Origin of the sequence: Bradyrhizobium sp. JYMT SZCCT0428, from assembly GCF_018131075.1 — a bacterium.
GTDB lineage: Bacteria > Pseudomonadota > Alphaproteobacteria > Rhizobiales > Xanthobacteraceae > Bradyrhizobium.
The window spans coordinates 320,897-344,411 of sequence record NZ_JAFCLS010000001.1; the positions used below are offsets into that span (position 1 = coordinate 320,897).

At 63.3% G+C, this 23,515-nt stretch carries 21 protein-coding genes; 5 read left to right on the forward strand and 16 right to left on the reverse strand.

The window, feature by feature from the left end; all coding sequences use genetic code 11:
• The first annotated feature begins 19 nt into the window (after positions 1-19).
• Entirely contained in the window at positions 20-790 is a 771-nt protein-coding gene (locus JQ575_RS01695) for a LamB/YcsF family protein (RefSeq protein ID WP_212031546.1), read from the forward strand.
• Between the two features lie 5 nt (positions 791-795).
• Here the strand turns inward: JQ575_RS01695 and ggt are convergent, their stop codons facing one another.
• The 3 genes from ggt to JQ575_RS01710 are packed head-to-tail and all read right to left on the reverse strand — an operon-like array spanning position 796 to position 5,562.
• Positions 796-2,418, reverse strand: coding sequence for a gamma-glutamyltransferase (gene ggt / locus JQ575_RS01700; protein ID WP_212031547.1), 1,623 nt, complete (start codon positions 2,416-2,418; stop codon positions 796-798).
• A gap of 39 nt (positions 2,419-2,457) precedes the next feature.
• Positions 2,458-3,543 carry a TRAP transporter substrate-binding protein gene (locus JQ575_RS01705; protein ID WP_212031548.1) on the reverse strand — a complete coding sequence of 362 codons (1,086 nt, stop codon included), beginning with the start codon at positions 3,541-3,543 and terminating at the stop codon, positions 2,458-2,460.
• Between the two features lie 42 nt (positions 3,544-3,585).
• On the reverse strand, positions 3,586-5,562 hold the full coding sequence (locus JQ575_RS01710) for a primary-amine oxidase (RefSeq protein WP_212031549.1): 1,977 nt from the start codon (positions 5,560-5,562) through the stop codon (positions 3,586-3,588).
• A gap of 121 nt (positions 5,563-5,683) precedes the next feature.
• Between JQ575_RS01710 and JQ575_RS01715 the strand changes: the two genes are divergently transcribed.
• Positions 5,684-6,658, forward strand: coding sequence for a helix-turn-helix domain-containing protein (locus JQ575_RS01715; RefSeq protein WP_212031550.1), 975 nt, complete (start codon positions 5,684-5,686; stop codon positions 6,656-6,658).
• Here the strand turns inward: JQ575_RS01715 and JQ575_RS01720 are convergent.
• Genes JQ575_RS01720 through JQ575_RS01745 form a run of 6 tightly spaced genes read right to left on the reverse strand, consistent with a single transcriptional unit; the run spans position 6,646 to position 12,660 of the window.
• Positions 6,646-8,097 carry an aldehyde dehydrogenase gene (locus JQ575_RS01720; RefSeq protein WP_212031551.1) on the reverse strand — a complete coding sequence of 484 codons (1,452 nt, stop codon included), beginning with the start codon at positions 8,095-8,097 and terminating at the stop codon, positions 6,646-6,648. The genes JQ575_RS01715 and JQ575_RS01720 overlap by 13 nt on opposite strands.
• A gap of 40 nt (positions 8,098-8,137) precedes the next feature.
• Positions 8,138-8,863, reverse strand: coding sequence for an ABC transporter ATP-binding protein (locus tag JQ575_RS01725; protein ID WP_212031552.1), 726 nt, complete (start codon positions 8,861-8,863; stop codon positions 8,138-8,140).
• Positions 8,856-9,629: an ABC transporter ATP-binding protein gene (locus JQ575_RS01730; protein ID WP_249166361.1), complete on the reverse strand. Its 774-nt coding sequence runs from the start codon at positions 9,627-9,629 to the stop codon at positions 8,856-8,858. Before JQ575_RS01730 ends, JQ575_RS01725 begins: the two co-directional genes overlap by 8 nt.
• A complete protein-coding gene (locus JQ575_RS01735; protein ID WP_249166362.1) occupies positions 9,590-10,537 on the reverse strand; it encodes a branched-chain amino acid ABC transporter permease in 948 nt (315 codons plus the stop codon). The genes JQ575_RS01730 and JQ575_RS01735 overlap by 40 nt, the downstream gene beginning before the upstream one ends.
• Positions 10,534-11,403: a branched-chain amino acid ABC transporter permease gene (locus JQ575_RS01740; RefSeq protein ID WP_249133094.1), complete on the reverse strand. Its 870-nt coding sequence runs from the start codon at positions 11,401-11,403 to the stop codon at positions 10,534-10,536. The genes JQ575_RS01735 and JQ575_RS01740 overlap by 4 nt, the downstream gene beginning before the upstream one ends.
• A 30-nt stretch (positions 11,404-11,433) precedes the next feature.
• The gene (locus JQ575_RS01745; protein WP_212031553.1) at positions 11,434-12,660 is read right to left on the reverse strand and encodes an amino acid ABC transporter substrate-binding protein; all 1,227 of its coding nucleotides are present in this window, start codon (positions 12,658-12,660) and stop codon (positions 11,434-11,436) included.
• A 168-nt stretch (positions 12,661-12,828) separates the two neighbouring features.
• Between JQ575_RS01745 and JQ575_RS01750 the strand changes: the two genes are divergently transcribed.
• Complete coding sequence (locus tag JQ575_RS01750) at positions 12,829-13,740, forward strand: helix-turn-helix domain-containing protein (protein WP_212031554.1); 912 nt, start codon at positions 12,829-12,831, stop codon at positions 13,738-13,740.
• A gap of 69 nt (positions 13,741-13,809) precedes the next feature.
• Here JQ575_RS01750 and JQ575_RS01755 read toward each other — a convergent pair whose 3' ends face one another.
• The 5 genes from JQ575_RS01755 to JQ575_RS01775 all read right to left on the reverse strand — a co-directional run bounded on the left by JQ575_RS01755 (position 13,810) and on the right by JQ575_RS01775 (position 19,650).
• Positions 13,810-13,962 carry a hypothetical protein gene (locus JQ575_RS01755; protein ID WP_212031555.1) on the reverse strand — a complete coding sequence of 51 codons (153 nt, stop codon included), beginning with the start codon at positions 13,960-13,962 and terminating at the stop codon, positions 13,810-13,812.
• A gap of 197 nt (positions 13,963-14,159) precedes the next feature.
• Positions 14,160-15,758: a sulfite reductase subunit alpha gene (locus JQ575_RS01760; protein ID WP_212031556.1), complete on the reverse strand. Its 1,599-nt coding sequence runs from the start codon at positions 15,756-15,758 to the stop codon at positions 14,160-14,162.
• Positions 15,755-17,539, reverse strand: a complete 1,785-nt coding sequence (locus JQ575_RS01765) for a NirA family protein (protein ID WP_212031557.1) — start codon at positions 17,537-17,539, stop codon at positions 15,755-15,757. The genes JQ575_RS01760 and JQ575_RS01765 overlap by 4 nt, the downstream gene beginning before the upstream one ends.
• A 357-nt stretch (positions 17,540-17,896) precedes the next feature.
• Positions 17,897-19,063 carry a CmpA/NrtA family ABC transporter substrate-binding protein gene (locus JQ575_RS01770; protein WP_212031558.1) on the reverse strand — a complete coding sequence of 389 codons (1,167 nt, stop codon included), beginning with the start codon at positions 19,061-19,063 and terminating at the stop codon, positions 17,897-17,899.
• Positions 19,060-19,650, reverse strand: coding sequence for an ANTAR domain-containing response regulator (locus JQ575_RS01775; protein ID WP_212031559.1), 591 nt, complete (start codon positions 19,648-19,650; stop codon positions 19,060-19,062). Before JQ575_RS01775 ends, JQ575_RS01770 begins: the two co-directional genes overlap by 4 nt.
• 113 nt (positions 19,651-19,763) lie before the next feature.
• On the opposite strand from JQ575_RS01775, the gene rimO reads away from it, so the two are divergent.
• On the forward strand, positions 19,764-21,089 hold the full coding sequence (gene rimO / locus JQ575_RS01780) for a 30S ribosomal protein S12 methylthiotransferase RimO (protein ID WP_212031560.1): 1,326 nt from the start codon (positions 19,764-19,766) through the stop codon (positions 21,087-21,089).
• A gap of 9 nt (positions 21,090-21,098) precedes the next feature.
• Here the strand turns inward: rimO and JQ575_RS01785 are convergent, their stop codons facing one another.
• Positions 21,099-22,055, reverse strand: coding sequence for a hypothetical protein (locus JQ575_RS01785; protein WP_212031561.1), 957 nt, complete (start codon positions 22,053-22,055; stop codon positions 21,099-21,101).
• A gap of 58 nt (positions 22,056-22,113) precedes the next feature.
• Entirely contained in the window at positions 22,114-22,290 is a 177-nt protein-coding gene (locus JQ575_RS01790; protein ID WP_212031562.1) for a hypothetical protein, read from the reverse strand.
• 100 nt (positions 22,291-22,390) lie between these two features.
• On the opposite strand from JQ575_RS01790, the gene JQ575_RS01795 reads away from it, so the two are divergent.
• Positions 22,391-23,479 (forward strand): tetratricopeptide repeat protein, encoded by a 1,089-nt coding sequence (locus JQ575_RS01795; RefSeq protein ID WP_212031563.1) that lies wholly within the window; start codon positions 22,391-22,393, stop codon positions 23,477-23,479.
• Positions 23,480-23,515: the final 36 nt, after the last annotated feature.

Genomic DNA, 23,515 nt, shown 5'->3' on the forward strand with positions numbered 1-23,515 from the left:
CAAGAAGCGGACCAACACCATGACAACCATCGACCTCAACTGCGATCTCGGCGAAGGATTTGGCGCGTGGGAAATGGGCAATGACGCCGCGATGATCGAGCTTGCGACCTCGGTCAACGTCGCCTGCGGTTTCCATGCCGGCGATCCCGATATCATGCGCCGCACGGTCGAGCTGGCAAAGGCGCGCGGCGTCAGCGTCGGCGCTCACCCCGGCTACCGCGACCTGCACGGTTTCGGCCGCCGGCCGATGCCCGGCCTGAAATCATCCGAGATCGAGAACCTGATCGCCTACCAGATCGGCGCGCTGCAGGCGATCGCGACCGCGGCCGGCCACAAGGTCACCCACGTCAAGGCGCATGGCGCGATCTCCAATGTCGCCTGCGAGGACGACATGACCGCACGGGCAATCGCCAACGGCATCAAGGCGGTCGATCCCAATTTGATCTTCGTGGTGCTGGCCAATTCCAAGCTGGTGACCGCGGGCGAAGCCGCCAACCTGCCGATGGTGCACGAAGTGTTTGCCGACCGCGCCTATGAGGACGACGGCCAGCTGGTGTCGCGCAAGAAGCCGGGCGCGGTGCTGCACGATCCCAAGATGATCGCCGACCGCGTGGTGCGGATGGTGCAGGACGGCGCCGTGGTCTCGGTCACGGGCAAGGTCATCAAGATGCGCACCGATACGGTCTGCATTCATGGCGATACGCCGGGCGCGGTCGAGATCGGGCGCGGCGTGCGCCAGGCATTGAAGGAAGCCGGGATCGCGGTCGCACCGTTCAAGACCGCAAACTGACGTTTTCAGTATCCGACCGCCGCGCCATCACTGCGCGGGTCCGAACCGCCGCTCAAGGTCCCGTCGTGCCCTGAGATGGTGATGCCGTGGGCGTGGCCGGCCATCTCTTCCCACGCACCCCAGCGATGCACGGTGTGGCCGCGTTGTTCCAGCGCACGGATCGTTTCCGCGGGAAAGCGGTTTTCCATGTGCAGGGTATCGCGGGCTTCGCCGAGCCCGAAGCGGCCGGACAGGAACCGCGGCAGTTCGATCGCCTCCTGGATGTCGAGCCCATGATCGATCATCGCCGAATAGAGCTGCAGCTGGATCTGCGGCTGGCCATCCGCGCCCATGCAGCCCAGCACGCTGCAGAGCTTGCCGTCGCGTTTGGCCATCGAGGCGATCAGGGTGTGCAGCGGGATTTTCTTGGGCTCGAGCCGATTGCGATGGTTGGGATCGAGCGAGAAGTACGCGCCGCGGTTTTGCAGCACGACGCCAGTGCTACCCGCCACCACGCATGACCCGAACCCGCCATAGAGGCTCTGGATGAGCGAGGCCGCATTGCCGTCGCGGTCGACCGCGGCGATGTAGACGGTATCGCCCGCCAGGCTGCCGAATGACGGCACTTCATCCCATTTCAGTGCGCGCGCCGGATCGATCAACCCGCTGCGCTGGCGTGCGTAGCCTTTGGAAATCAGCGTTTCGACGGGCACCTCGGCAAAGGCGGGATCGGCGAGCACGAGATCGCGGTCGTGATAGGCGATCTGCTTGGCTTGCACCATCAGGTGCAATCGGTCGGGTCCGAGCAAATCCATGCGATGCGGTTCGAGCGGTTCGAGCAGATTGAGCATCTCGATCACGGTAAAGCCCTGCGTCGGCGGTGGCGTGTTGAAAATGGTGACGTCGCGGTAGCGGCCGGTCAGCGGTATACCCCAACTCGCCCGTTGCGCCTCGAAATCTCCGGGCTCAAAGAAACCACCTCGCGCTTGCGAGAAGCGCACCATTTCAGTGGCGACGGGTCCCTCATAAAATCCGGACCATCCATGATCCCCGATCGCTTCAAGCGTTCTGGACAGATCGGGATTGGTGAGCCTTGTGCCTGGCGACGGCACCGCACCACCGGGCAGAAAGATTCCGGCGGCTTCGTGTTGCTGAAGGAGATCGTCACGCATCATTTCGATGAAGCTCGCCAGCCGCCCAGTGACCGGAAAGCCGTCGCGCGCATAGCCGATCGCGGCTTCGAGTACCCGCCGCAAAGGCAACCGGCCATGGCCATCATGCGCCGCGGCCCAGCTCGCAACCGCGCCCGGCACCGTCAGCGTCGCCGGGACGATCCCGCGCAGCGGGATTTCTTTCAGCCCTCTGCCCGCCATCGACGCCAGCGATGCGCCCGCTGCCGCCTTGCCGCCGCCGTTAAGGTATTTGATCTCTCCGCTGCGGCCGTCATGCACGAGCCAGAACGCATCGCCGCCCAGCCCCGTCATATGCGGATAAACGACCGCCAGCACGGCGCTGGCGGCAATCGCGGCATCGATGGCGGATCCACCGGCGCGAAGCACATCGACGCCGGCTGAGGACGCCAGCGAATGCGGTGACGTCACCATGCCACGAGGCGCGAGCGAAACCGGCCGCCCGGTGCGAATATCCAAATGCGTCTCCGGTTCTGGCGAGCCGCCGGCGATATCAGCCTAGCCGCGGCTTCGCCGGATCATGTAATTGTCGTAGGTGGCTTCGCAGACCTGATGCCACTGATATTGCTCGTTGCGGAACGCCGTCATGGAGTCGTTCAGGGCTTTAAACTTGGTGTTCTTGGCCGCGACCTCCGCAAACAGCTCATTGGTCTCCTTGAAGCAGGCGTCGAGGATGTCGGTCGAGAATGGCCGAAGCTGCGCGCCGGCGGCGACCAGGCGTTTGATCGCCTGGGCGTTGCGGGTGTCGTATTTGGCGGTCAGGTCGGCGGCCACCTGCGCGGCCGCAATCGTCATCATGTCCTGATAGACTTTTGGAAGCTCCGCCCACTTCGCCGTGTTGATGTAGAGAAAGCCGTTGGCGCAGCCTTCCCACCAGCCGGGATAATAGTAATAGGGCGCGACCTTGAGGAAGCCGAGCTTCTCGTCGTCGTAGGGGCCGATCCATTCGGCAGCGTCGATCGTGCCTTTCTCAAGCGCGGGGTAGATATCCCCCGGCGGAATCTGCTGCGGCACGACGCCAATGCGGGCCAGCACCTGCCCGGCCACACCGCCGACCCGGAACTTCAGACCCTTCAAATCATCGAGCGTCTTGATCTCCTTGCGGAACCAGCCGCCCATCTGCGCGGTCGTGTTGCCGAACGGCAGGCCGTAGATGCCGTAGGGCTTGTAAAGTTCGTTCATTAGTTCGAGCCCGCCGCCATAGGCGAGCCAGGCATTCATTTGCCGCGTGTTGAGCCCAAACGGCACGGCAGTGCCGAACGCGAACGCCGGATCCTTGCCGATGTAATAGTATGACGCGCTGTTCCCCATCTCGACGGTGCTGTTGGCGACCGCATCGAACACCTGGAAGGCCGGCACGATTTCACCGGGGCCATACACGCTGATCTGGAACTTCTGCTCGGACAGATCGGCCATGGCCTTGCTGAACATCTCGCACGCGCCATAGAGCGTATCGAGGGATTTTGGGAACGACGTCGTCAGCCGCCAGCGCAGCGTCGGAGTGGACTGCGCGATGGCGGGCGCGCTGACCGCCGTTGCGGCGGCGGCAAGACCGGCGCCTTTGAGAAGCTTCCTGCGGTTCATGGCCCATCTCCTGTTTGGATCGGATGCGAAACCAGTCGCGTGTCAGGCGCAGCACGCCCCCTTCTCCCTGACGTCGCGGCTTGCGTCGTTGCGATCAGGCGGCAAATCCATCGCCGGATTCTCGGCGAAGAAGCCGTTCGGTTTGAGGGCGAAGCCGACATACTCCACCGGCATGACCGGGAAATCCTCGGGCCGGCAGACATGGGTGGCGCCGAACGTGTGCCAAACCACGATGTCCTCGTTTTCGATTCCGCGGTTCTGCGCCACGTATTTCGGCAGACCGTCGCCGCCGGCATGCTGGTTCGGGAATTCGCCGCTGGCATAGCGTTCGTCGGGTGCATAGCGCGTGACCCAGAGGTGCTTGGTGGCAAAGCCGCCGCGCGCGGTCATGTAACAATTTTCCTGCGCCAGCATGACCGGCGCCGCATGCGCCAGCAGCTTGTACCCGGTCGGCCCGCCGACGCTGTTGGTCTGGTTGGGATTGATGATCTTCCAGTAGCGCCCGGTGCGGCCGTCGGCCTCGCGAGCCGCATCCTGTTCGCTCGCCAGCGTTCGCGCAGTGGTGTCGAACACGTTGCCGTATGGATTGTCCTTGCCGAAGGGCCGTGGCTTGAATTCGTGCTCGGTGACGCTGTTGCGCTCGCCATCGACCATCATATGCAGGCGCGCGTTGAAGAAGTGCTGGTGTGTCGGACCGCCGAGCCCCTCCGCGACCATGCCGCCCCAGGGATAGGATTGACCGGGCGCTACCGCCGCGGTCTGGATAATGCCGGTCAGCTTGACTTCAAGCTGGATCGTGCCGTCCTGATAGAAATACCAGTAGAAGCCGTAATCATAATTGCCGACGGTCGTGAAGAACGAGATCACGAGACGGCGGGAGCGCCGCACCTCGAAGGTCTCGTTGCGGAATTCATAGTGCTTCCAGAGGATGCCGTAATCCTCCTCGTGCAGGCAGATCGCGTTCTTCATGACAGACGGCTTGCCGTAATCATCGGCGACCGGAACGTCGAAATAATGGATGTGCCCGAGGCAGTCGCAGCCAAGCTCCAGCGCATTGGCGAGCTTGCCCAGCCCGTACTCGCCGGCGTCAAACGCGCACTTCCAGAAATGGTTCGCGGTTGGGTCGGCATAAGGCACGATCATATCGGACACACTTGCCCGATAGATGATCGGCCGCTCGCGTCCGCTGTCATTGAAGCCGATCTGATGCAGCACGAGGCCTTCGCGCGCGGTCCAGCCGACGCGGAACGACCAATTCTGCCAGGAAACCTTCCAACCCTCGACGGAGAAACCGGGACCGTCTTTCTGCACGATGTCGAGCGGCTTGACGTCCTCCCGCATTTTCGGGATCGACGCGCGATCATAGTTGCGAGATCGCTTCGGGATCGGAACGATTTCCTGCTCGTCCACGAGCTGGACGACCTTGTCCTCGATCAGATCGACCAGCGCGACCACGCCCTCGATCGGATGGGCATAGCCATTGTCCTTGATATCGCGGCGCCAAAAGGAAACCCCACTGACAAGCCTGCGGCCCTTCTCGACGTCCCGGTCGAAATAACCGGCCGAGAACGGATCGACCTGGACCAGTTCGATGTCCTCGTCCGTCAGCCCGCGTCGCTTCATCGCGTGCCGCCATCCGGCATCACGCTTGACGATGTCGCCGACCTTGAACACCTCCTCGATCGTGACCGGCGGCTGGCCATAAGGATGCGCCTTGGTTGGATGCTCGCGCCATGCCGTCACTTGCCTTGACCCGAGATCGACGGTCGCGACATGGGTCGCCCCGGTCTTGCAGTCGAACAGCGTGACCGCCGCCTGCCTCGGCAACTTGGTGCCTGATGTCCAACCCAGGATGTCGGCCTTGGCCGGTTCCTCAAGCTGGACGTGGGAGAAGCGGGTATCCGGACCAAGTTGCTTGGCGGCCCGCAGCAGATCGGAGGCCAGCACCACCTCAGCCTCGCTGAGCGGATCGAGGGGATGCGTGACGGCCGTACCGGCCGGTTCTCTCGTCAGGTCCATATTCACACCTTGCAACATTGGACCGCACGTTAGGATAACCAGGGTGCACCGTCTTGAATGAACCTGCCAGCTTTTCGATCTTGCCAGCCGGGCCGAATTCGGGCGACGGTGAGCCATCACCTTGTGGGCCGCATCCGCGATGCCGATCAGCGTCTCGACAGACCAAATCCACCCCGCCGAACGCCAGGCGTTCTGGACCGAGTCGATCTGCCGGTCATTCGCCCATATCGAGACCAGGCCGATCGGTCCGACGCGGGTCAGCGGTCACTTCGAGTTCGTGGAACTCGGCAGCGTCAAGCTCGTGCGTTTCGACAGCAGCCCGCAATGCTACAGCCGCGACGCAAAGCTCGTAAGCAGGGCGGGCTCGGACGAATTCATGTTCGATTTCCAGCGTCGCGGGCGAAGCTCGATGGCGCAGGCAGGTAACGAAGGCACGATCGAGCCGGGATATGGCGTACTCTATGACGCGCGGCGGCCGTTCGAGGATCGGCTCGATGGACCCGAACAGCGTTCCGAAGTGCTGATCGCAACGGTACCCGCCGCGACGCTGCTCCAGATGTTTCCGCAAGCCGAGCGACTATGCGCCAGACCCGTCCCTCTGTCGGGCGCCATCGCGCGTTCGATCGCGGCGTTCATTCGCGCTGCCATCCGTCTGTCGGATGCGCGGCCAGGCCAGGACGAAACGGATATCGTCGCGTATCTATCGACCCTGCTTCGTCTCGCAACCGGCGACGACCACGGGCTTACCCGCGCCGAGCTGTTCGGCCTGATCGACACCTACCTGAGGGGAAACATTGCGGCGATCCGGCCGGCCCCGGCGATTGCGGCCGCCTTCGGCGTTTCGGAGCGAACCTTCCATCGCGTCTTTGCCGACCAGCAGACGACGTTTGAACGCCACGTGCTCCAGATTCGTGTCGATCACTTTCGAGAGCTGCTGCAGCAACCTGCCCTGTCGCAAACTTCAATTGCCGCGCTCGCCATGCAATGCGGTTTCGCCGACGGCGCGCACGCGACCCGGACGTTCAAGAGTTTCTTTGGCGTCACGCCGCGGGATTTCCGCGGCGCGATGTCAGCCCAACACCCTCAGATCGGATAATGCTGCGGACCGGTCTCGATGGTGATCCAGCGCAGTTCGGTAAATTCGGCGATCCCTGCCTTGCCGCCGAAACGGCCATACCCGGAGGCCTTCGTACCACCGAACGGCATTTGCGCTTCATCGTGCACCGTCGGCCCATTGACATGACAAATGCCGGACTCGATCCGCTTGGCGACTTCCATGGCGCGTGCGATATCGCGGCCGAACACTGCCGCTGACAATCCATACTCCGTATCGTTCGCGACCCGCACGGCCTCATCGACGCTGTTTACACGCACGATGCTGACCACCGGACCGAACGATTCCTCGCCATAGATCCGCATGACAGAGGTGACGTGATCGAGCACGGTGGCCGACATCAACGTCCCCTCCGACCGGCCGCCGGCCACGACACGCGCGCCCTTAGCTACCGCGTCCTTGATCAGACCCTGGATACGATCAACGGCATCCGCGCCGATCAGCGATCCCAGAGGTGTGCCGCCCTTGCGCGGATCGCCCGCCACCAGCGAGTCGGCCTTGGTCGCCAGCTTGGCGACGAAGGCGTCGGCGACCTTGTTGTCGAGCACGATCCGTTCCGTCGACATGCAGATCTGTCCCTGGTTCATGAACGCGCCGAACGCGGCAGCGGCGACCGCAGCATCGATGTCAGCGTCATCGAGCACGATCAGCGGCGCCTTGCCGCCAAGTTCGAGCAGTGCCGGCTTGAGATATTTTGCCGCCGTCTGGGCGATGATGCGGCCTACGCGGGTCGAACCGGTGAAGTTGATGCGGCGCACGGCGGGATGGGCAATCAGGGCCTCGATCAGATCAGGCGCATCTTCCGGCGCGTTCGTGATGACGTTGACCACGCCGGGCGGCAAACCGGCATCGCGCAGGCATTCCGCGATCAAACGGTGGGTGCCCGGGCAGATCTCCGAGGCCTTCAGGATAACCGTGTTTCCGCACGCCAGCGGCAGCGCCACCGCGCGGACGCCGAGGATCACCGGGGCGTTCCAGGGCGCGATGCTGAGCACGACGCCGGCCGGCTGCCGAACGGCCATCGCGATGCAGCCCGGCTTGTCCGACGGGATCACCTCGCCCGAAATCTGCGTCGTCATGGCGGCCGCTTCGCGCAGCATCCCCGCGGCAAGACCCACATTGAACCCGGCCCAGCCGGCGGTGGCGCCGGTTTCGGTCGCCATCAGTTCGATGAACTGCGCCGTCTTGGCTTCGAGCGCGTCGGCTGCCTTGAGCAGGATCTTTCGGCGCAGGCCCGGTCCGGTTGACGACCACGCGGGGAACGCCGCCGCAGCTGCATCGGCAGCGCGTTTGGCATCGGATATCTGCGCGGCGGAAGCGCGGGTAGCGACTTCGCCCGTGATGGGGTTGAGGCGATCGAACGTGACGCCGTCAACCGCCTGAACATCCTGGTTTTCGAGCAGCAGACTGATCTGGTTCATGGCGTGATCCTCCGTGTTTTCAGGTTGTTTTTCGTGAGTTTCAAACCGCGCTTGCGACGATGCCGCCGAGATAGGCGCGCTGTACGGCATCGTTGGACATCAGCTCGGTCCCGGTGCCGCTGCCGGTGATCTTGCCGTTCTCGATGAGATAGCCGCGATCGGCAATGGCGAGGCTTTCGCGCGCGTTCTGTTCGACCAGCAGCAACCCGACTCCGCTCTCGCGCACCTTGCGCAGGCTTGCGAACAATTCGCGCACCAATAGCGGCGACAGGCCGAGCGAGGGCTCGTCCAGCAGGAGGACGTCGGGATTGGACATCAGCGCGCGACCGATCGCGACCATCTGCTGCTCGCCGCCGCTCATGGTCCGCACCGTCTGTCCGAGCCGTTCGCCGAGCCGCGGAAACAGCGACAGCACCCGCTCCCGCCGCGCCGCCTCCCCGACACGGGCGCGCTTCGGGTTGGCGCCCAGCAACAGGTTTTCCGCGACCGTCAAATCAGCAAAGATGCCGCGGCCTTCCGGCACCAACGCCAGACCGGCTTCGACGATCTCGTGGGCCGGAAGAGCCGAGATATCGCGCCCCGAAAGCGTGACGCGCTTGCCCGGAAGACAGGCCACGATGCCGGCGATGGCCTTCAGCAGTGAGGTTTTGCCCGCACCATTGGCGCCGAGGATGACCACGATTTCGCTACGGCCGACGCTCAAGCTGGCATCCGTCAGCGCGTGGTGCTGGCCATACGTGACGCTGACATTTGCGACCTCAAGCATTGGCGGGCGCTCCGAGGTAGGCCTCGATCACGGCGGGATCGGAGAGCACCTTGTCCGGCGTTCCCTCGGCAATCTTCCGGCCGCTGTTCATGACCACGCAGCGATCGCAAAGCGAACGGATCGCGTCCATGACGTGTTCGACCAGCAAGATGGACAACCCCTCCTCTTTCAACGAGCGGATCAGCGCGATGCCTATCAAAAGCTCGGAAGGATTGAGCCCGGCCAGCCATTCGTCGAGCAGCAGAAGCCGCGGCTTCAGCGCCAGCGCGCGTGCCAGCTCAAGGCGCTTGCGGTCGATATAGGTCAGCTCGGTTGCCATGCGTTGATCGGCATCTTTCAACCCGACCCGCTCCAGCAACCGGATGGCGGCAGCGTCCATTTCGCCGCGTGCGAGGCGTGCAGGATGAAAAGCGAGACCCGCCCGGACGTTCTCGGCACAGTTCATGCCGTCGAGCACGCGGACCAATTGGAAGGTTCGCCCGAGGCCCAGACGCGCGATGCGATGCGTCGCCATCCCGGCAATGTCGTGCCCGGCGAAGTGGATCGCGCCGGAATCCGGACGCAGCACGCCCGAGACGAGATTGAGCGCGGTGGTCTTGCCTGATCCGTTCGGACCGAGCAGTCCGACGATCTCGCCAGACCCGACCGTCATGTCCAGCGCATTGACGGCAACAAGGCCGCCGAACGCCCGGACCAAGCCTTTGATCTCAAGGACAGTGGAAGCCATCATGCTTTGGCCTCCTGCTCGACCCGCCGTGGCCGCCATTGCCGCCGGAAATTGTCCCACAGGCCGACGACGCCGGCAGGCAGCGCGTACACGATCAGCAGAAAGATGACGCCCATGATCAGCGTCGAGGCGGTCGGAAACCGCGCCGCCAGGAACTCGAACAGCAACGTCAGCGGAATGGCGCCGAGCGCCGGCCCCCAGAGCCGGTGCGCGCCGCCCAGCAGCGCCATGATTACGACTTCAAAGGAAATCGTGGCGTTGAAGACGATCGACGGCTCGATGTAGGTCCAGCGCGGCGCCATGATCGCGCCGACCAGCGTCATGAACACGGCGCTAATCGTGAACAGCGTCACCTTGGCAACGGTGACGTTGATCCCGCAATGCTTGGCGACGGTTTCGTCCTCGCCGATGATACGCAGCGCAAAGCCGAGCCGCGAACGCTCGATCAGCCAGCCGATCACGAACACCGCGACCGCCAACGCGAGAAGCTGCCAGTAAATATCCTTCTGGGTGATGTCGACGAACACGTAGCGGCCGAGCACGCGGGACTTGTTGACTTCGAACCAGATCACGAGCTGGCGAATGAGTTCGGCCAGCCCGAACGTGAAGATCACGAAATGCAGGCCGCTGAGCCGCAGCGTGGAAAGGCCCACGACAACGGCCATCACCGCGCCGATCGCGGTCGCGATCAGCAGCACCAGTGGCCAGGGCAGCAGTTCGCCGAGCACCGCCACCGTATAGGCGCCGACGCCGAAAAACGCCGTCGTTGCCAGTGAGACGTAGCGCGTCGGTCCGGAGAACAAGCCCCATGCGGTTGCCAGCACGGTGAATTGCAACAGGCCGATCGCGAGTGCGAGGTAGTAGGCATCGACGTACACTGGCAGCAGCGCCAGTACGGCAAGGCCGGCGCAGGCCGCGAGCGCGGCGGCAAGGCGCATTGCGCTCATCGCTGCGCCCTCCCGAACAGGCCGGCCGGCTTGACCAGCAGAACGCCGAGGAACAGCGCGAAATTCACCGCCAGTGTCAGGCCCGGGTCGACGAAGGTCGCGACCAGTGATTCACTTAAGCCCAGCGCCAAACCGGCAACGAGGCAGCCAAGCAGATTGCCGACGCCGCCCATCACGACCACGATCAGTGCCTTCATCGTGAAGATCACGCCCGATGAGGCGCTGAAGGTCAGGAACATGCTGATCAGAACGCCGGCGGCGGCGACCAGCGCGCCGCCAAGCGCGAACGCAAATGCGGATGTCCTGACGACATCGATCGCTACCAGCTGCGCAGCCATCGGATCGACCGCAACGGCGCGGATCGACGTGCCGAGCCGGGTGCGGGTCAGCGCCAGATACAGTGCAAGCCCGACCGCCACCGCCAGGCCGAACGCGATCAGCCGGTTCAATGCGAGGATTTCACCGAACAGGCTGACCGGGATCGCGAGGAAGGAGTAGCTGAAATAAGCGCCGCCGAACATCGACAGCATGATGCCCTGGACGATGAACATCATGCCGAACGTCGCCAGAATGCTGTCGACTTCGAGCGCGCCCCGCGTCCGCGCCCGGCGCACCAGTGGCGTGAGCAGGACGCGGTACAGCAACAGGCTCACGCCGAAACCGGCGGGAATGACGAGCGCCAGTCCAAGCAACGGGTTCAATGCCCATCCCGTGAACAGCCAGTAGGACGCAAAGGCCGCCGCGACGAGAAACTCGCCGTAGGACAGGTTCATGATCCGCGCCACGCCATATTGGAGCGTCAGCCCCATGGCGATCAGCGCGTACATGCCCCCGAGCATCAGGCCGGTGAAGATGGCGTTCGTCATTTACTCAGTGCCGTTCGGATCAATCGCCGATCACGGCGCCTTCCATGCCGGCTTCGGGACAACAGGCGTACGCGCGCCTTCGTTGGTGGCCGGGCCGACGCCGTAGAATTCGCCGTCCTGCCACTGCCCTACCCACCAATATTTGGTCGGCAGGTTGTTCTCGAACTTGACCTTGCCGATGATGGTATCGAAGGTCCCGGTCTGCAGGTCCTTGATGACGGCCTCACGGTCGATCTTGCCGACGCGTTCGATCGCCTGCTGCAGCATCTGCAGGCTCGCGTAGGTCACCGCGCTGGCCCAGCGATCCGGCTCGGCGCCGTTCGCCGCTGCCGCCTTGTGGCGCGCCAGATAATCCTTGATCGGGGCGCTGTCGCCGCTCCAGCCGCCGATCCCCATCACGCCCTGCGCGTTGGCGCCGAACTTCTGCTTGAACAGCGGGAAAGCCGTGCCGACGCCGGTGTAGAAGATTTTTGGATTGAAGCTTGCGATCCGCGCCTGTTCGGTAATCCCGAGCGTATCCGGCGGATAGCTGAACGCGATGAAGACGTCGGGATTGAGCGCCTTGACCTCGTTGACGATCGGGCTGAGGTCTTGCGTGCCGACCGGGTAGGTCTTGTCATAGGCCAGCTTGAAATTGGCTTTTGCCAGTGCAGGACGCGCTGCGCCCGACAGGTCGATGCCAAAACCGTCGGCGACGCTGACCATGGCGACCGTGTCGCCGATCTTGCCTTCGCCGCGCAGCTTGACCAGGAGATCCACCAGCGTGTTGGCGGCGCCGGCGCTGGTGCCGAGCAGCCAGAAGCTGTTGGGCCAGCGCTTGGCCAGTTCAGGCGCGCGGTCGGTCACCGCGGTCGATGCGAGGTGCGGATAGCCGGCCTTGTTGAGGATCGGCCCGACCGCCAGATTGAGGCCGGTGCCCCAGGGCGGCAGGATGAAGTCGACCTTGTCCTGGGTAATCAGACGCTCGAGCGACCTTGCCGCCTCTTCGGCGCTGGAGCGATCGTCATATTGCACCACTTCGATCGGCACGCGCTTGTCGCCAAGCTTCAGGCCGCCTGCGGCGTTCACTTCCTTCACCCACATTTCGTAGTTCGGCAGCGTCGTCACCGCGGCGCCGCCGGCATTCGGGCCGGTGCGCGAAAGCGCGTAGCCGATCTTGACCGAGCTTTGTGCCAGCGCCGGTCCATCGACTGCGAAAAGGGCCGCCCCGGTGACGGCGAGTAATCCCGCTGCGAAGCGGGTGACTGATGACCCCATGTTCTCCTCCCAGAGACTTTTGCGTCCATCGCCTTGGAGCGGCGTTCGACCGGATGCAGCCTATGGGAGCGTTACCGGCATAGAATTGGACGTATCCGGGGATTGATTGTATCCTTCCGCCAAAGACCGCCTGCGACAAGCGGTAGATTGTCACGGTTGAGGGATGCCATGCAGTTGGGTTCGGGGCTGGAAGCCTTTGCGGAGAAGCCGATTCCGGCCCTCCATGCGGAGCGGTTTTCCGCCAGCCTGGCGCCGGCTCAATGGGTCATTCGTCAGCGCGGACTTCGCCGTTCCCACCTCCTGGTGATCGAGGCGCGGCGAGGCGCCGTTGCGCTGCGCGGCACAAATGTGGCGTTTGAGGCGCCGGCGCTGCTGTGGCTGCCGGCCGATCTCGAAGGCGATCTGCAGGTCGAAGCCGGCGCGCAGGGCTATCTGGTCGCGATCTCCGAAGACTTTCTCACCAAGACCGTCGCTGGCAGTGCCGAGGCGCTTCACCTCCGCCGCACCATCGACCGGCTTGTGCTCTTGAAGGCGGGACAGGTCGGCGAAGCCTTCAACGCCGTGATCCATGGCTGCGACGCGCTGGTGCGCGAACTGCATTCTCCCGGACGTGGCACAACGACGATGACGTCATCGCATGTGCTGCTGCTCTGCCTGCATCTGTGGCGTTCCGTCATTTCAGGCGAACCGCCCGACGAAGCCGCGCACCGAGGTGACGGCACCCGCCTGGTCGGAAATTTTCTGCAGATGGTCGAATTGCATTACCGCGATGGCTGGCAGGTCGCGCGCTATGCGGCCGCGCTGGGCGTTACCGAGGACAAGCTACACGCCCACTGCAAACGCGAGAAAGGCGTCAGCCCTCGCGCCGTCGTGCATCTGCGACTGATCGAGGAGGCCTGCACGCGCCTGCAACAACTCGATCTTCCAGTCGAGCAGATCGGTTACGGCCTCGGATTTCGTGATCCCGGATACTTCAGCCGGTTCTTTCGCAAGCACCAGGGCGTTTCGCCGGGCGCCTACCGGCGTCGCTCCCGGCTGGAGCAGATGCGGCGCGGCGCGTCCTACGCGGCCTGGCCGTAACATAGTGTTTTCGAGCGAAGTGGCTTCCGGTTCGCGTTAAGAAAACGCTTCAAAAAAGAACGCTTCAAATCAGAACGGGTGAACCGAGAGCGAGCTGAAGACGATGGCCGCGATGAGCGCGAGCGAGCTGTAGAGCGCGGCGGTATGAAATCCGGTTCCGGTCCGTCGGGACAGGGAACGTGCATAGAGGTGCAGGCGGGCCTCCGCCGATAGTTCGCGCATCGTCGATCTCCAACGCAGCATGGGCTCCATATGGAATATCGTTCGCGCCAACTTGCAAGCGGGCCCGAAAAATAGTGATACGGCCCCTCCTGCGGACTCACTTTCCAGTGAAAAATTCTCTCGACCCAATTCGGGCGAGAATTTTATTCGGGCCGATTTGAGCGAATTGGAACCCGCGGGGCTACGATTGTACCCCCTCAGTAAACGTCCTGCTGGAACCGGCCCTTTTTCTTGAGTTCCGCCACGAACAGGACGGCCTCGTCGGTGGACCGGGCGCCGAACTGGGCGACGATATCGACCAGCGCGCGCTCGACGTCCTTGGCCATCCGCTTGGCGTCGCCGCAGATGTAGACGTTGGCGCCCTCGGCGAGCCACGTCCACACTTCGCGGCCGACTTCACGCATGCGGTCCTGCACGTAGAACTTCTTGTCGCCGTCGCGCGACCACGCCAGCGATAGCCGCGTCAAGAGCCCCGACGTCTTCATCGCGTTGAGTTCATCCTGGTAGAAGAAATCGCAGTCGCTGCGCTGATGGCCGAAGAACAGCCAGTTCTTGCCGGGCGCGCCGGTGGCGCGGCGATCATGCAGGAAGGCGCGGAACGGCGCGATGCCGGTGCCCGGCCCGATCATGATGATCGGAATTTTCGGATCCTCCGGCAGCGCAAAGCCGTGGGCCTTCTGCACATAGACCTTGGCCTCGTCGCCGGGCCGGATGCGTTCGGCGAGGAAGGTCGAGGCAAGGCCGAGCCGCTTGCGCTTGTTGATGACGTAGCGAACGCAGTCCACCGTCAGCGAGAGCTTTCCGGGCGTCGCATTGTGCGAGGACGAGATCGAATAGAGCCGCGGCTGCAACGCTTCCAGCGCTTCCACGAAGGCTTCCGGATGCGGCCGCACGTTGGGAAACTTCTGCAGCACCGCCATCACGTCAAGCGTCGCGGCATCGCCATCGGGATCTTCACCCTGTGCCAGCGCCCTCGCCTTCTCGCGCTGCGCGCCGCCGGTGAGGTAGGAGATCAGTTCGAACAGCGAATCCGGTGCCGGTGCCAGCGAGACATCGTCGAGCAACACCTCACGCAAGGTCTTGCCGCGGACTTCGTTGGTGTGCGATGCGCCGAGCAAGGCAATGATCTGATCGACATTGCCGAGATCGTTGCGCGCGAAGATGCCGAAGGAATCGCCGACGACATAATCGAGCCCGCAGCCCGACAGGTCGAAGTCGATGTGCCAGGTTTCCTTTTCCGATTGGCCCTTGTTGAGCAGATAGCGCCCGAGGAATTTTGCCGGCGCGGGATTGTCGCGCGAGCGGCCCGGCTCTGCGACAACCGCGGGCGCGGCAGCGGCGGCGGGTGCGGCAGCCGCCGATGATGGCGCCGCCGGCGCCTTGTCCAGTTCCTCATACAGCGATTTCAGCATCCGGGCGGTTTCCTTGCCGCCGGGGACGCAGAGATTGAGCCGCGCTTCGGTCTTGCCGGCGATCGCGTCCGAATAGTCGTTGCAATTGTAGCCGCACTGGCCGCAGTCCTGCTGCGCCATCGCCGCCATCATTTTCCGCCGCAGCGGGCGGCCTTCCGCGAGTTTCATGCGGTCGGCAATCGGCATGGTTTGGTCGTGCCACGGCGCGCCGTCATCGACATCGCCGCCATCCATGACGGCAGCACCTTGCTCGGCCGACAACGGCGTCGGCGCGTCGGACAAGAGCCCGGCAAAGAACCCGTTCAGCCACGAGCGCTGCGCTTCGGAGAACGGCGCGCTGGAGGGAATGATCTCGATCTTCGGCGGCGGCGTGATCTGGTTCATGAGGACACCTCAGCGTCGGCCAGCTTGCGCAGCGTCTCGCCGTCATGGCGGCGCGCAAACGTCAGGAAGGTTTCATCGGGCGAAGCGCGATGCGCCAGATAGGCCTTCAACAGCCGCTCGACATAGACAGGCACGTCCTCCGCCGTAACATCGTGAAACACCTCCTGCCCGACATCGGCGTCCGGACCAAAGCCGCCGCCCGTAAAGACATGAAAGCCATCGACCGTGTCGTCGGTATCGCCGACCGGGATACGCGCGCCGATCATGCCGATGTCGCTGATGTAATGCTGCGCGCAGGAATGGTGACAGCCGGTGAGATGGATGTTGATCGGCGTCTCGATCGGCACCCTCGGATCGCACCAATCCGCAATCCTGGCGGCCGTGCGCTTGGTGTCGGCAAGGCCGAATTTGCAGCCCGCGCGGCCGGTGCAGGCAATCAGGCCGGCGCGGAGTTCAGAGGTCCCGATCGCAAGCCCGATCGCCTCGATCGCGGCCGTAGCCAGCGCGACCTTGTCGTCGGGCACACCCGGAATCAGCAGGTTCTGCCAGACGGTCAGGCGGATATCGCCGTCGCCGAGATCCTGCGCGATTTTGGCGAGACCGCGCATCTGCGCGCAGGTCACTTTACCCAGCGGCAGTGCGACGCCGATCCAGTTCAGGCCATCCTGCTTCTGCTTGTGCACGCCGATATGGGCGGTGCGGTCGAAATTGGGCCGTGGCGCCAGCGCCTCCGCCGGCACGCGCGTAAAGGCGTCGCCGAGTTTCTCCTCGACCAACACAAGGAATTTTTCCATCCCCATGCCGTCGATGACATATTTCAAACGCGCCTTGAGCCGGTTGGTGCGGTCCCCGAGATCGATGAAGACACGGACGATGGCATCCGACACCTTGGTCGCATCGCCCGGCTTGACGATGATGCCTGTATCGGCGGCAAAATCCCGGTGGCCCGTGATGCCGCCGATGCCGAGCTTGAACCAGACGCCGGGCTCGACGCCAAAACCGTCTTTCACCTCGACGGCGGAAAACGCGATGTCGTTGGTGTCTTCCAGCACGGCGATCTTGCCGGCGCCATCGAAGGCGACGTTGAACTTGCGCGGCAATCCCGTCAGCGAGCGGTCGTTGAGGATGTGATAGTGCCACTCGCGGGCGTATTCGCGGGTGTCGAGAATTTCCTGCGGATCGATCCCCGCCGTCGGCGTCCCCGTGACGTTGCGGATGTTGTCGGCGCCGGAGCCGCGCGAACACAGGCCGAGGTCCTGAATGCCCTCGATGAGTGCCACGGCATTCTTCGGCGGAATCTCCCTCACCTGCAGATTGGCGCGTGTGGTGACGTGGCAGAACGGTCCGCACAGCGGTTCGATGAGATCGGCAAGCCCAGCAAACTGCCAATGCTTCATGATGCCGTTCGGGATCCGCAGCCGGCACATGTAGGAATCCTGCGCCGGTCCCACATAAAACAGGCCGTAATAGCGCCAGCGGAAATTGTCCGCTGGCGACGGCCGCGCATCGACCAGCGCCTGTTGCTTCAGCCGCGGATAGGCATCGAACGGATGCTCCTCGCGCTTCCACTTTTCCTGCTCGACGAGCTTCTTGCCGGCGGCGGTAACCCTGTCCTGCGCCTTGATATGCGCGGCCTCAGGTCCGCTCGGCTCGGCATTCGCCTTGCCCGAACCGCCGCCGAGGCCGCGCCCGACCCTGCTGATCTGCAGGCCGGTGGTGAAGCCTTCGAGGTAGCGCTTCTGCTCGTCGGTAAAGTCGACTGTGAGCGTTTCCATTTTCATAGCGCGTGACGAAGCTCCTGCGGCCACGATCGGTGGCGTCAACGAATGGGGGTTTGACCGTTTGGAACTCGGCGCAGCCGCGGTGCCGGGCTTTTGCTCCTGTTCGGTCCGACCAGCTTCGTTGCTGCGGAAATCCATCTTGGACTTGAGCCGACCGACATCCGCGTCGATTTGGCTGCACTGCAACATACAAGTTGCGTGCCAAACCGAATTGGTAAAAATTGTACGGAATATCAAGGCGTTGGAAATAGGCTGGCGAAACTCTGAAGCTCGCTTCACAGCGACTTCAAGGGCAATTGGCCTAATAATTAGGCGACTGATATCAATGCCTAATTTTGACCCATCAGGGTCAGGCCGTCACGGCTTCCAGCGGCCGATCTCGAAAGCCGCCAGATGTCCCGCGATATCATCGGGCGTGAAGGCGGGACCGGCAAAGGCCCCTACCGCATCCGAACCGTTGCCGGACCTGCTTGGCTGTCCCAAGGCAGCGTCATAGAGATCCGGCCTGAACACCCCCATGGCGGTCTTGAGCGCGTCCGGACGCATCGCCGTCTGTCCCCAGCGCACCATCTGGGCGTAGAGCCAGGCGGCCTGTGCGGGATCGGGCCGCGCGGCGCCCTCGCGTCCAACCAGCAGATAGCGGCTGCTTTCGCGGATCTTGCCGTCGGGGGAAATCTTCAACCGGCCATCCAGCGTCCGCAGGATCACTTCGGCATCGACGCCGATATATTCCGGCTTCGCGAGGATGTGCGCGGCCTCGCTGCGATTGTCCGGTTGCTCGATGAACTGCGCGGCGCGCGAGGCGGCCCGGATCAGGGCCGCCAGGACTTCCGGATACTTGTCTGACCAGCTTTGCCGGACCGCGAGCACCTTTTCCGCGGCGCGCACCAGGATGTCGGAGACGAAGTGCAGGATGTGACCGATGCCGAGATCGACGGCTACTGAGTTCCAGGGCGCGCCGACGCAGAACGCATCGACATGCCCGTTGGCAAGGCTGTCCACCATGTAGGGCGGCGGCAGCACCACCAGATGGACGTCCTCATCAGGATCGACCCCGCCCGCCGCCATCCAGAAGCGAAGCTGGTAGTTATGGGTCGAGAACGGAAACGTCATGCCGAACGTCAGCGGCTCCGCACCGGCCTTGCGCCGCGCAGCCACTACCCGAGAGAGCGCCTGCGCCGTCACCATCGGATTGCGTGCATCGCCGTCGATTTCGCCCATGATCGCCGCATGCAGGGCCGGCGATATCGTGATCGCATTGCCGTTGAGCCCGAGATTGAACGGCGCCACGATCGGCAGCTTGACGTGGCCAAGTCCAAGGCTTGAGGCGATCGCAACCGGCGCCAGCAGATGCGCCGCGTCGAAATGGCCGATATTGAGCTTGTCGCGGACGTTGGACCACGACACTTCCCGCGTCAGCGTGACATCGAGTCCCTCGGCGGCGGCAAAGCCCTTGTCGACGGCAATGATCAGCGCGGAGGCGTCAACCAGCGGGATGAAGCCGATATGCAGCGGTGTGGTCATTTCAGCAGCTCCGACGCGGTCAGGATCGACTGCGCGATCTCGCCGATTTTCTTCTTTTCGCGCATCGCGGTGGACCGCATCAGCACGTAGGCCTCGTCTTCCGTGAGGCCCTTCACTTTCATCAGGATCCCCTTGGCGCGGTCGATAACCTTGCGTTCCTCCAGCGCGGATTTGGTACGGTCGAGTTCGTCCTGCAGCTTGGAAAAGGCATTGAAGCGCGAGATGCAGAGGTCGAGGATCGGCTTGATCCGCTCCTTCTTCAGGCCGTCGACGATATAGGCGGAGACGCCGGCATCGACCGAGGCCTGGATCGAGGCGGAGTCGCTCTGGTCGACGAACATGGCGATCGGGCGGCGCACGGCGCGGCTGACCTGGAACATCGCCTCCAGCACGTCGCGGCTGGGGTTTTCCAGGTCGATCAGGATCACGTCGGGATCCTCGGAATAGATCCGCGCCAGCAAGCTCTGCATTTCGCTGATATGGACCACGCGGGTAAAGCCCGCCTCCCGCAGCCCCTCTTCGAGAATGGCCGCGCGGATCGGGCTTTCGTCGACAATGACGATTTTCGGTGACGACTCAGCGCTCATCGATCAACTCTTAACCCGGCGGGCCCATCCATAGCACGTCATGGTCCCGCGCAAAGCCTTGTAATTGTGGGCAATTGGGACTAGCTCGTGCTGATCAATCAGGCAGATAAGATATGCAACAGGCCGCCGCGCCCAAGATCAGCTTTGTTTCGTTGGGATGCCCCAAGGCGCTGGTGGATTCCGAGCGCATTATCACGCGGCTGCGGGCCGAAGGCTATGAACTGGCGCGCAAGCATGACGGCGCCGACATCGTTATCGTCAATACCTGCGGGTTCCTGGACAGCGCCAAGCAGGAATCGCTCGGCGCCATCGGCGAGGCCATGGCGGAGAACGGCAAGGTCATCGTCACCGGCTGCATGGGCGCGGAACCCGAGCAGATCGAGGCCGCCTATCCGGGTGTGCTCTCGATCACGGGTCCACAGCAATATGAGAGCGTGCTGGACGCGGTGCACCGGGCGCTGCCGCCGGTCCACAATCCGCTTCTCGACCTGGTGCCGCCGCAGGGCGTCAAGCTGACGCCGCGGCACTACGCCTACCTGAAGATTTCCGAAGGCTGCAACAATCGCTGTAGTTTCTGCATCATCCCGAAGCTGCGCGGCGATTTGGTGTCGCGCCCGGCGGGTGACGTGCTGCGCGAAGCCGAAAAGCTGGTCGCCGCCGGCGTCAAGGAGCTGCTTGTGATCTCGCAGGACACGTCAGCCTACGGCGTCGACATCAAATATGCCGAGAGCCCGTGGCAGGACCGCCAGGTCCGCGCCAAATTCTTCGATCTCGCCAAGGAACTCGGCGAACTCGGCGCCTGGGTACGGCTGCAATATGTCTACCCCTACCCACATGTCGACGAAGTCATCGGCCTGATGACCGAGGGCAAGGTTTTGCCCTATCTCGACATTCCCTTTCAGCATGCGAGCCCCGACGTGCTGAAGGCGATGAAGCGGCCGGCTGCGCAGGAAAAGACGCTGGCGCGGATCAAGAAATGGCGCGAGCAATGTCCCGAACTGACGCTGCGCTCGACCTTCATCGTCGGCTTCCCCGGCGAGACCGATTCCGATTTTGCCTATTTGCTCGATTGGCTCGAGGAAGCCGAGATCGATCGCCTCGGCTGTTTCAAATATGAACCGGTCGCCGGCGCGAGCTCGAATGCGATCGGCAGTCCCGTGCCCGACGAGATCAAGCAGGAGCGCTGGAACGCACTGATGGCGCGCCAGCAGAAAATCTCCGCGCGCCGTCTGAAGCGCAAGGTCGGCACGCGGCAGCAGATCATCATCGACGAAGTCGGCCCGACCGTCTCGAAGGGCCGGTCAAAAGCCGACGCCCCCGAGATCGACGGCGCGGTCTATGTCTCCAGCCGCCGTCCGCTGCGGGTCGGCGAAATCGTCACCGCCAAGATCGAGCGCGCGGACCAATACGATCTGCACGGCAGCGTCGCGGGGTTCTGAGCCATCCGCTCAAGTCGACAGCCAAGCCGGCACCCATCGTTCGGGCCGGGGTGCGCGGACAAGGTCGGTTCGCGCCTCGGCAATTGCGACAGGAACGTCATTGATCGCCGGACGCGTCTCATAGTCGAAGCGCGGCAGGATGCGGCCATCGGCCCCCATCGAAAACGACATCGAATACCAGAGGCCGAGATCGGGTTTCGCCCGCCACATGTCGTCGCGCAGACCGCGCAGCAATGGTTCAATCGCGACGACTTCTTCGATCGGCTGGCGGCCCCGATCCAGCACGCGCACCTGATACTGCTGGCCCGCAATCGCAACCTCGAACATCGTGCGATCCCATGGCGTTTTGCCAGGTGGCCGATGCGCGATCAACTGATCCGCTAGTCTGGTCATCGCCGGATGCGTTTCCCAAAACGCCTCGCGATCCCTGCACCATTTCTCCATCCAGCGGCCGAAGTCCGGTAGCCCGGTCGGCGGCTCCGTCAAACTCCTGAGGTCCCTCACGCGGAAACGTTTGGCCAACCAATCGGCGAGTTCGTGCGTCTCATCCTCTGCGTCTTCGTGCGGAGTAAAGTCGGTCCACACCACGTCTTCCTCAAATCGCTGGATTGCGATCTTGGCCAGCAAACCCTCGAGCGACGCCGCGATGATTTCGTATTGGCCTTCGGAGCCCAGCACGACGATCGGCGCATTGGCGACGCTGGTGCCGGCCCCGTACCAGGCGCCGACGACCGACCCTTCCGGCAACCGCGCAAACAGCGCGAACTGGTCGCGCAGCGGGCTGCCGTCGACGATCGGCGCATTGTCGGAAAAGTCCCCGACAAGCTCGTAGCAGCCGGCATTGCCCCAATCACGGCCTTTGAGCCAGCCAGCGAAATCAATCAGCAATGGCGGCGCCTCGGTGCCCGGCGGAAATGCCCTGCGGATGCTGTCGATATCGATGGGATAGGAATAGTCGTCGGACACTGGGATGACCTTGTGCGGTTGGTGGGCCCGCCTTGGTCGGCTTCATCATCGAGCCGGTTCAATTGCGAAGCCTGGAATGTGAACCGATCCGGCCGTTGCGGTCACAAAGGAGAACAATTTTCAGATTGGCAATGTGGGTCAGCGCGAGATCGATGATGGCGAGTTTCAAGAGGGCTGAGATTGGTTTCCGCGCTGTAAAGGCCATGGCGTGTCTGGCGGCGGTGCTCACGGCCATGCCGGCTTTCGCGAAGGCACCGTCTCCTCTGGCGACAGCCCGAAGCTCCTGCTTTAGCGGCAAGGCCACCCCTGACCAGATTATTGCCGGCTGCACGGCCGTGATCGCTGCGAAAGGTACCAAGCCAAAAGACCTCGTCGGCGCTTACCTCAATCGTGGCGCCAACTACCTCACCAAGAACGACAGCGACCGCGCCATTGCCGATTTCAGCGAACTGATCCGGCGCAATCCGAAGCTTGGCGGCGCCTACACCAACCGTGGCGAAGCCTGGCGTCGCAAGGGCGAGGTTAACAGGGCCATCGCCGATCTCGACCGCGCGATCGCGCTCGATCCGAAGGGATCGTTCGCCTGGTTCAACCGCGGGATCACCTACAGCGATAAGGGTGAACCGGAAAAAGCGATCGCCGATTACAATCAAGCGATCCGGCTCAATTCGATCGATCCCTGGTACTACAACAACCGCGGCAACTCCTATGGCGACATCAACGAGTTCAGCCGTGCGATGTCCGACTATGATCACGCGATCAAGCTGGATCCCAAATTCGCACTCGCCTATTTCAACCGCGGCACCGCCTATTGGAATCACGGCGATGAACCCCGCGCGCTCGCCGACCTGAACACATCAATCCGGCTCGATCCGAACTACGCCGCCGCCTACGGCAACCGGGCGCGCCTGTTCAGGGGCAAAGGCGAGATCGAACGCGCGCTCGCCGACCTGGACCAGTCGCTGCGGCTGGCGCCGGACGAATATCGCGATGCCTATGCGCGCGGTCTTCTTCACTTTGACCGTCACGACTTTTCACGGGCGCTGTCTGACTTTGACCAGGCGATCCGGTTCAATCCGAAATATGCCGCCGCGCTCAACGCCCGGTGCCTGACGCGGGCCATTCTCGACCGTCCGCAGGAAGGGCTTGCAGACTGCAGCGAGTCGCTGAGGCACAGGCCGGACGATGCCCAAACGGTCGACAGCCGCGCCTTCTGCTATCTCAAGCTTGGCCAATTCGACGCGGCGATCGACGGTTTCACGGTTGCGCTGGGCGTCGATCCGAAGCTGGCGAACTCGCTGTACGGCCGCGGCATCGCCAAGCGGAAGAAGGGCGATGAAAGCGGCGCCGAGACGGACATTGCCGCCGCCAGAGCGATCAAGGCCGACATATCAGAGGAATTCCGCCGCTATGGGATCGAGTGATGACCAGCTCCCCGCTTGACAGGGCCGGCCATTCGG

Coding starts and splice junctions, on each gene's coding strand:
- JQ575_RS01695 (WP_212031546.1), top strand. CDS start 20: ATGACAACCATCGACCTCAACTGCGATCTCGGCGAAGGATTTGGCGCG.
- JQ575_RS01705 (WP_212031548.1), bottom strand. CDS start 3,543: ATGAACCGCAGGAAGCTTCTCAAAGGCGCCGGTCTTGCCGCCGCCGCA.
- JQ575_RS01710 (WP_212031549.1), bottom strand. CDS start 5,562: ATGGACCTGACGAGAGAACCGGCCGGTACGGCCGTCACGCATCCCCTC.
- JQ575_RS01720 (WP_212031551.1), bottom strand. CDS start 8,097: ATGAACCAGATCAGTCTGCTGCTCGAAAACCAGGATGTTCAGGCGGTT.
- JQ575_RS01725 (WP_212031552.1), bottom strand. CDS start 8,863: ATGCTTGAGGTCGCAAATGTCAGCGTCACGTATGGCCAGCACCACGCG.
- JQ575_RS01730 (WP_249166361.1), bottom strand. CDS start 9,629: ATGGCGGCCACGGCGGGTCGAGCAGGAGGCCAAAGCATGATGGCTTCC.
- JQ575_RS01735 (WP_249166362.1), bottom strand. CDS start 10,537: ATGAGCGCAATGCGCCTTGCCGCCGCGCTCGCGGCCTGCGCCGGCCTT.
- JQ575_RS01740 (WP_249133094.1), bottom strand. CDS start 11,403: ATGACGAACGCCATCTTCACCGGCCTGATGCTCGGGGGCATGTACGCG.
- JQ575_RS01745 (WP_212031553.1), bottom strand. CDS start 12,660: ATGGGGTCATCAGTCACCCGCTTCGCAGCGGGATTACTCGCCGTCACC.
- JQ575_RS01750 (WP_212031554.1), top strand. CDS start 12,829: ATGCAGTTGGGTTCGGGGCTGGAAGCCTTTGCGGAGAAGCCGATTCCG.
- JQ575_RS01755 (WP_212031555.1), bottom strand. CDS start 13,962: ATGCGCGAACTATCGGCGGAGGCCCGCCTGCACCTCTATGCACGTTCC.
- JQ575_RS01760 (WP_212031556.1), bottom strand. CDS start 15,758: ATGAACCAGATCACGCCGCCGCCGAAGATCGAGATCATTCCCTCCAGC.
- JQ575_RS01765 (WP_212031557.1), bottom strand. CDS start 17,539: ATGAAAATGGAAACGCTCACAGTCGACTTTACCGACGAGCAGAAGCGC.
- JQ575_RS01770 (WP_212031558.1), bottom strand. CDS start 19,063: ATGACCACACCGCTGCATATCGGCTTCATCCCGCTGGTTGACGCCTCC.
- JQ575_RS01775 (WP_212031559.1), bottom strand. CDS start 19,650: ATGAGCGCTGAGTCGTCACCGAAAATCGTCATTGTCGACGAAAGCCCG.
- rimO (WP_212031560.1), top strand. CDS start 19,764: ATGCAACAGGCCGCCGCGCCCAAGATCAGCTTTGTTTCGTTGGGATGC.
- JQ575_RS01790 (WP_212031562.1), bottom strand. CDS start 22,290: ATGGCCGTGAGCACCGCCGCCAGACACGCCATGGCCTTTACAGCGCGG.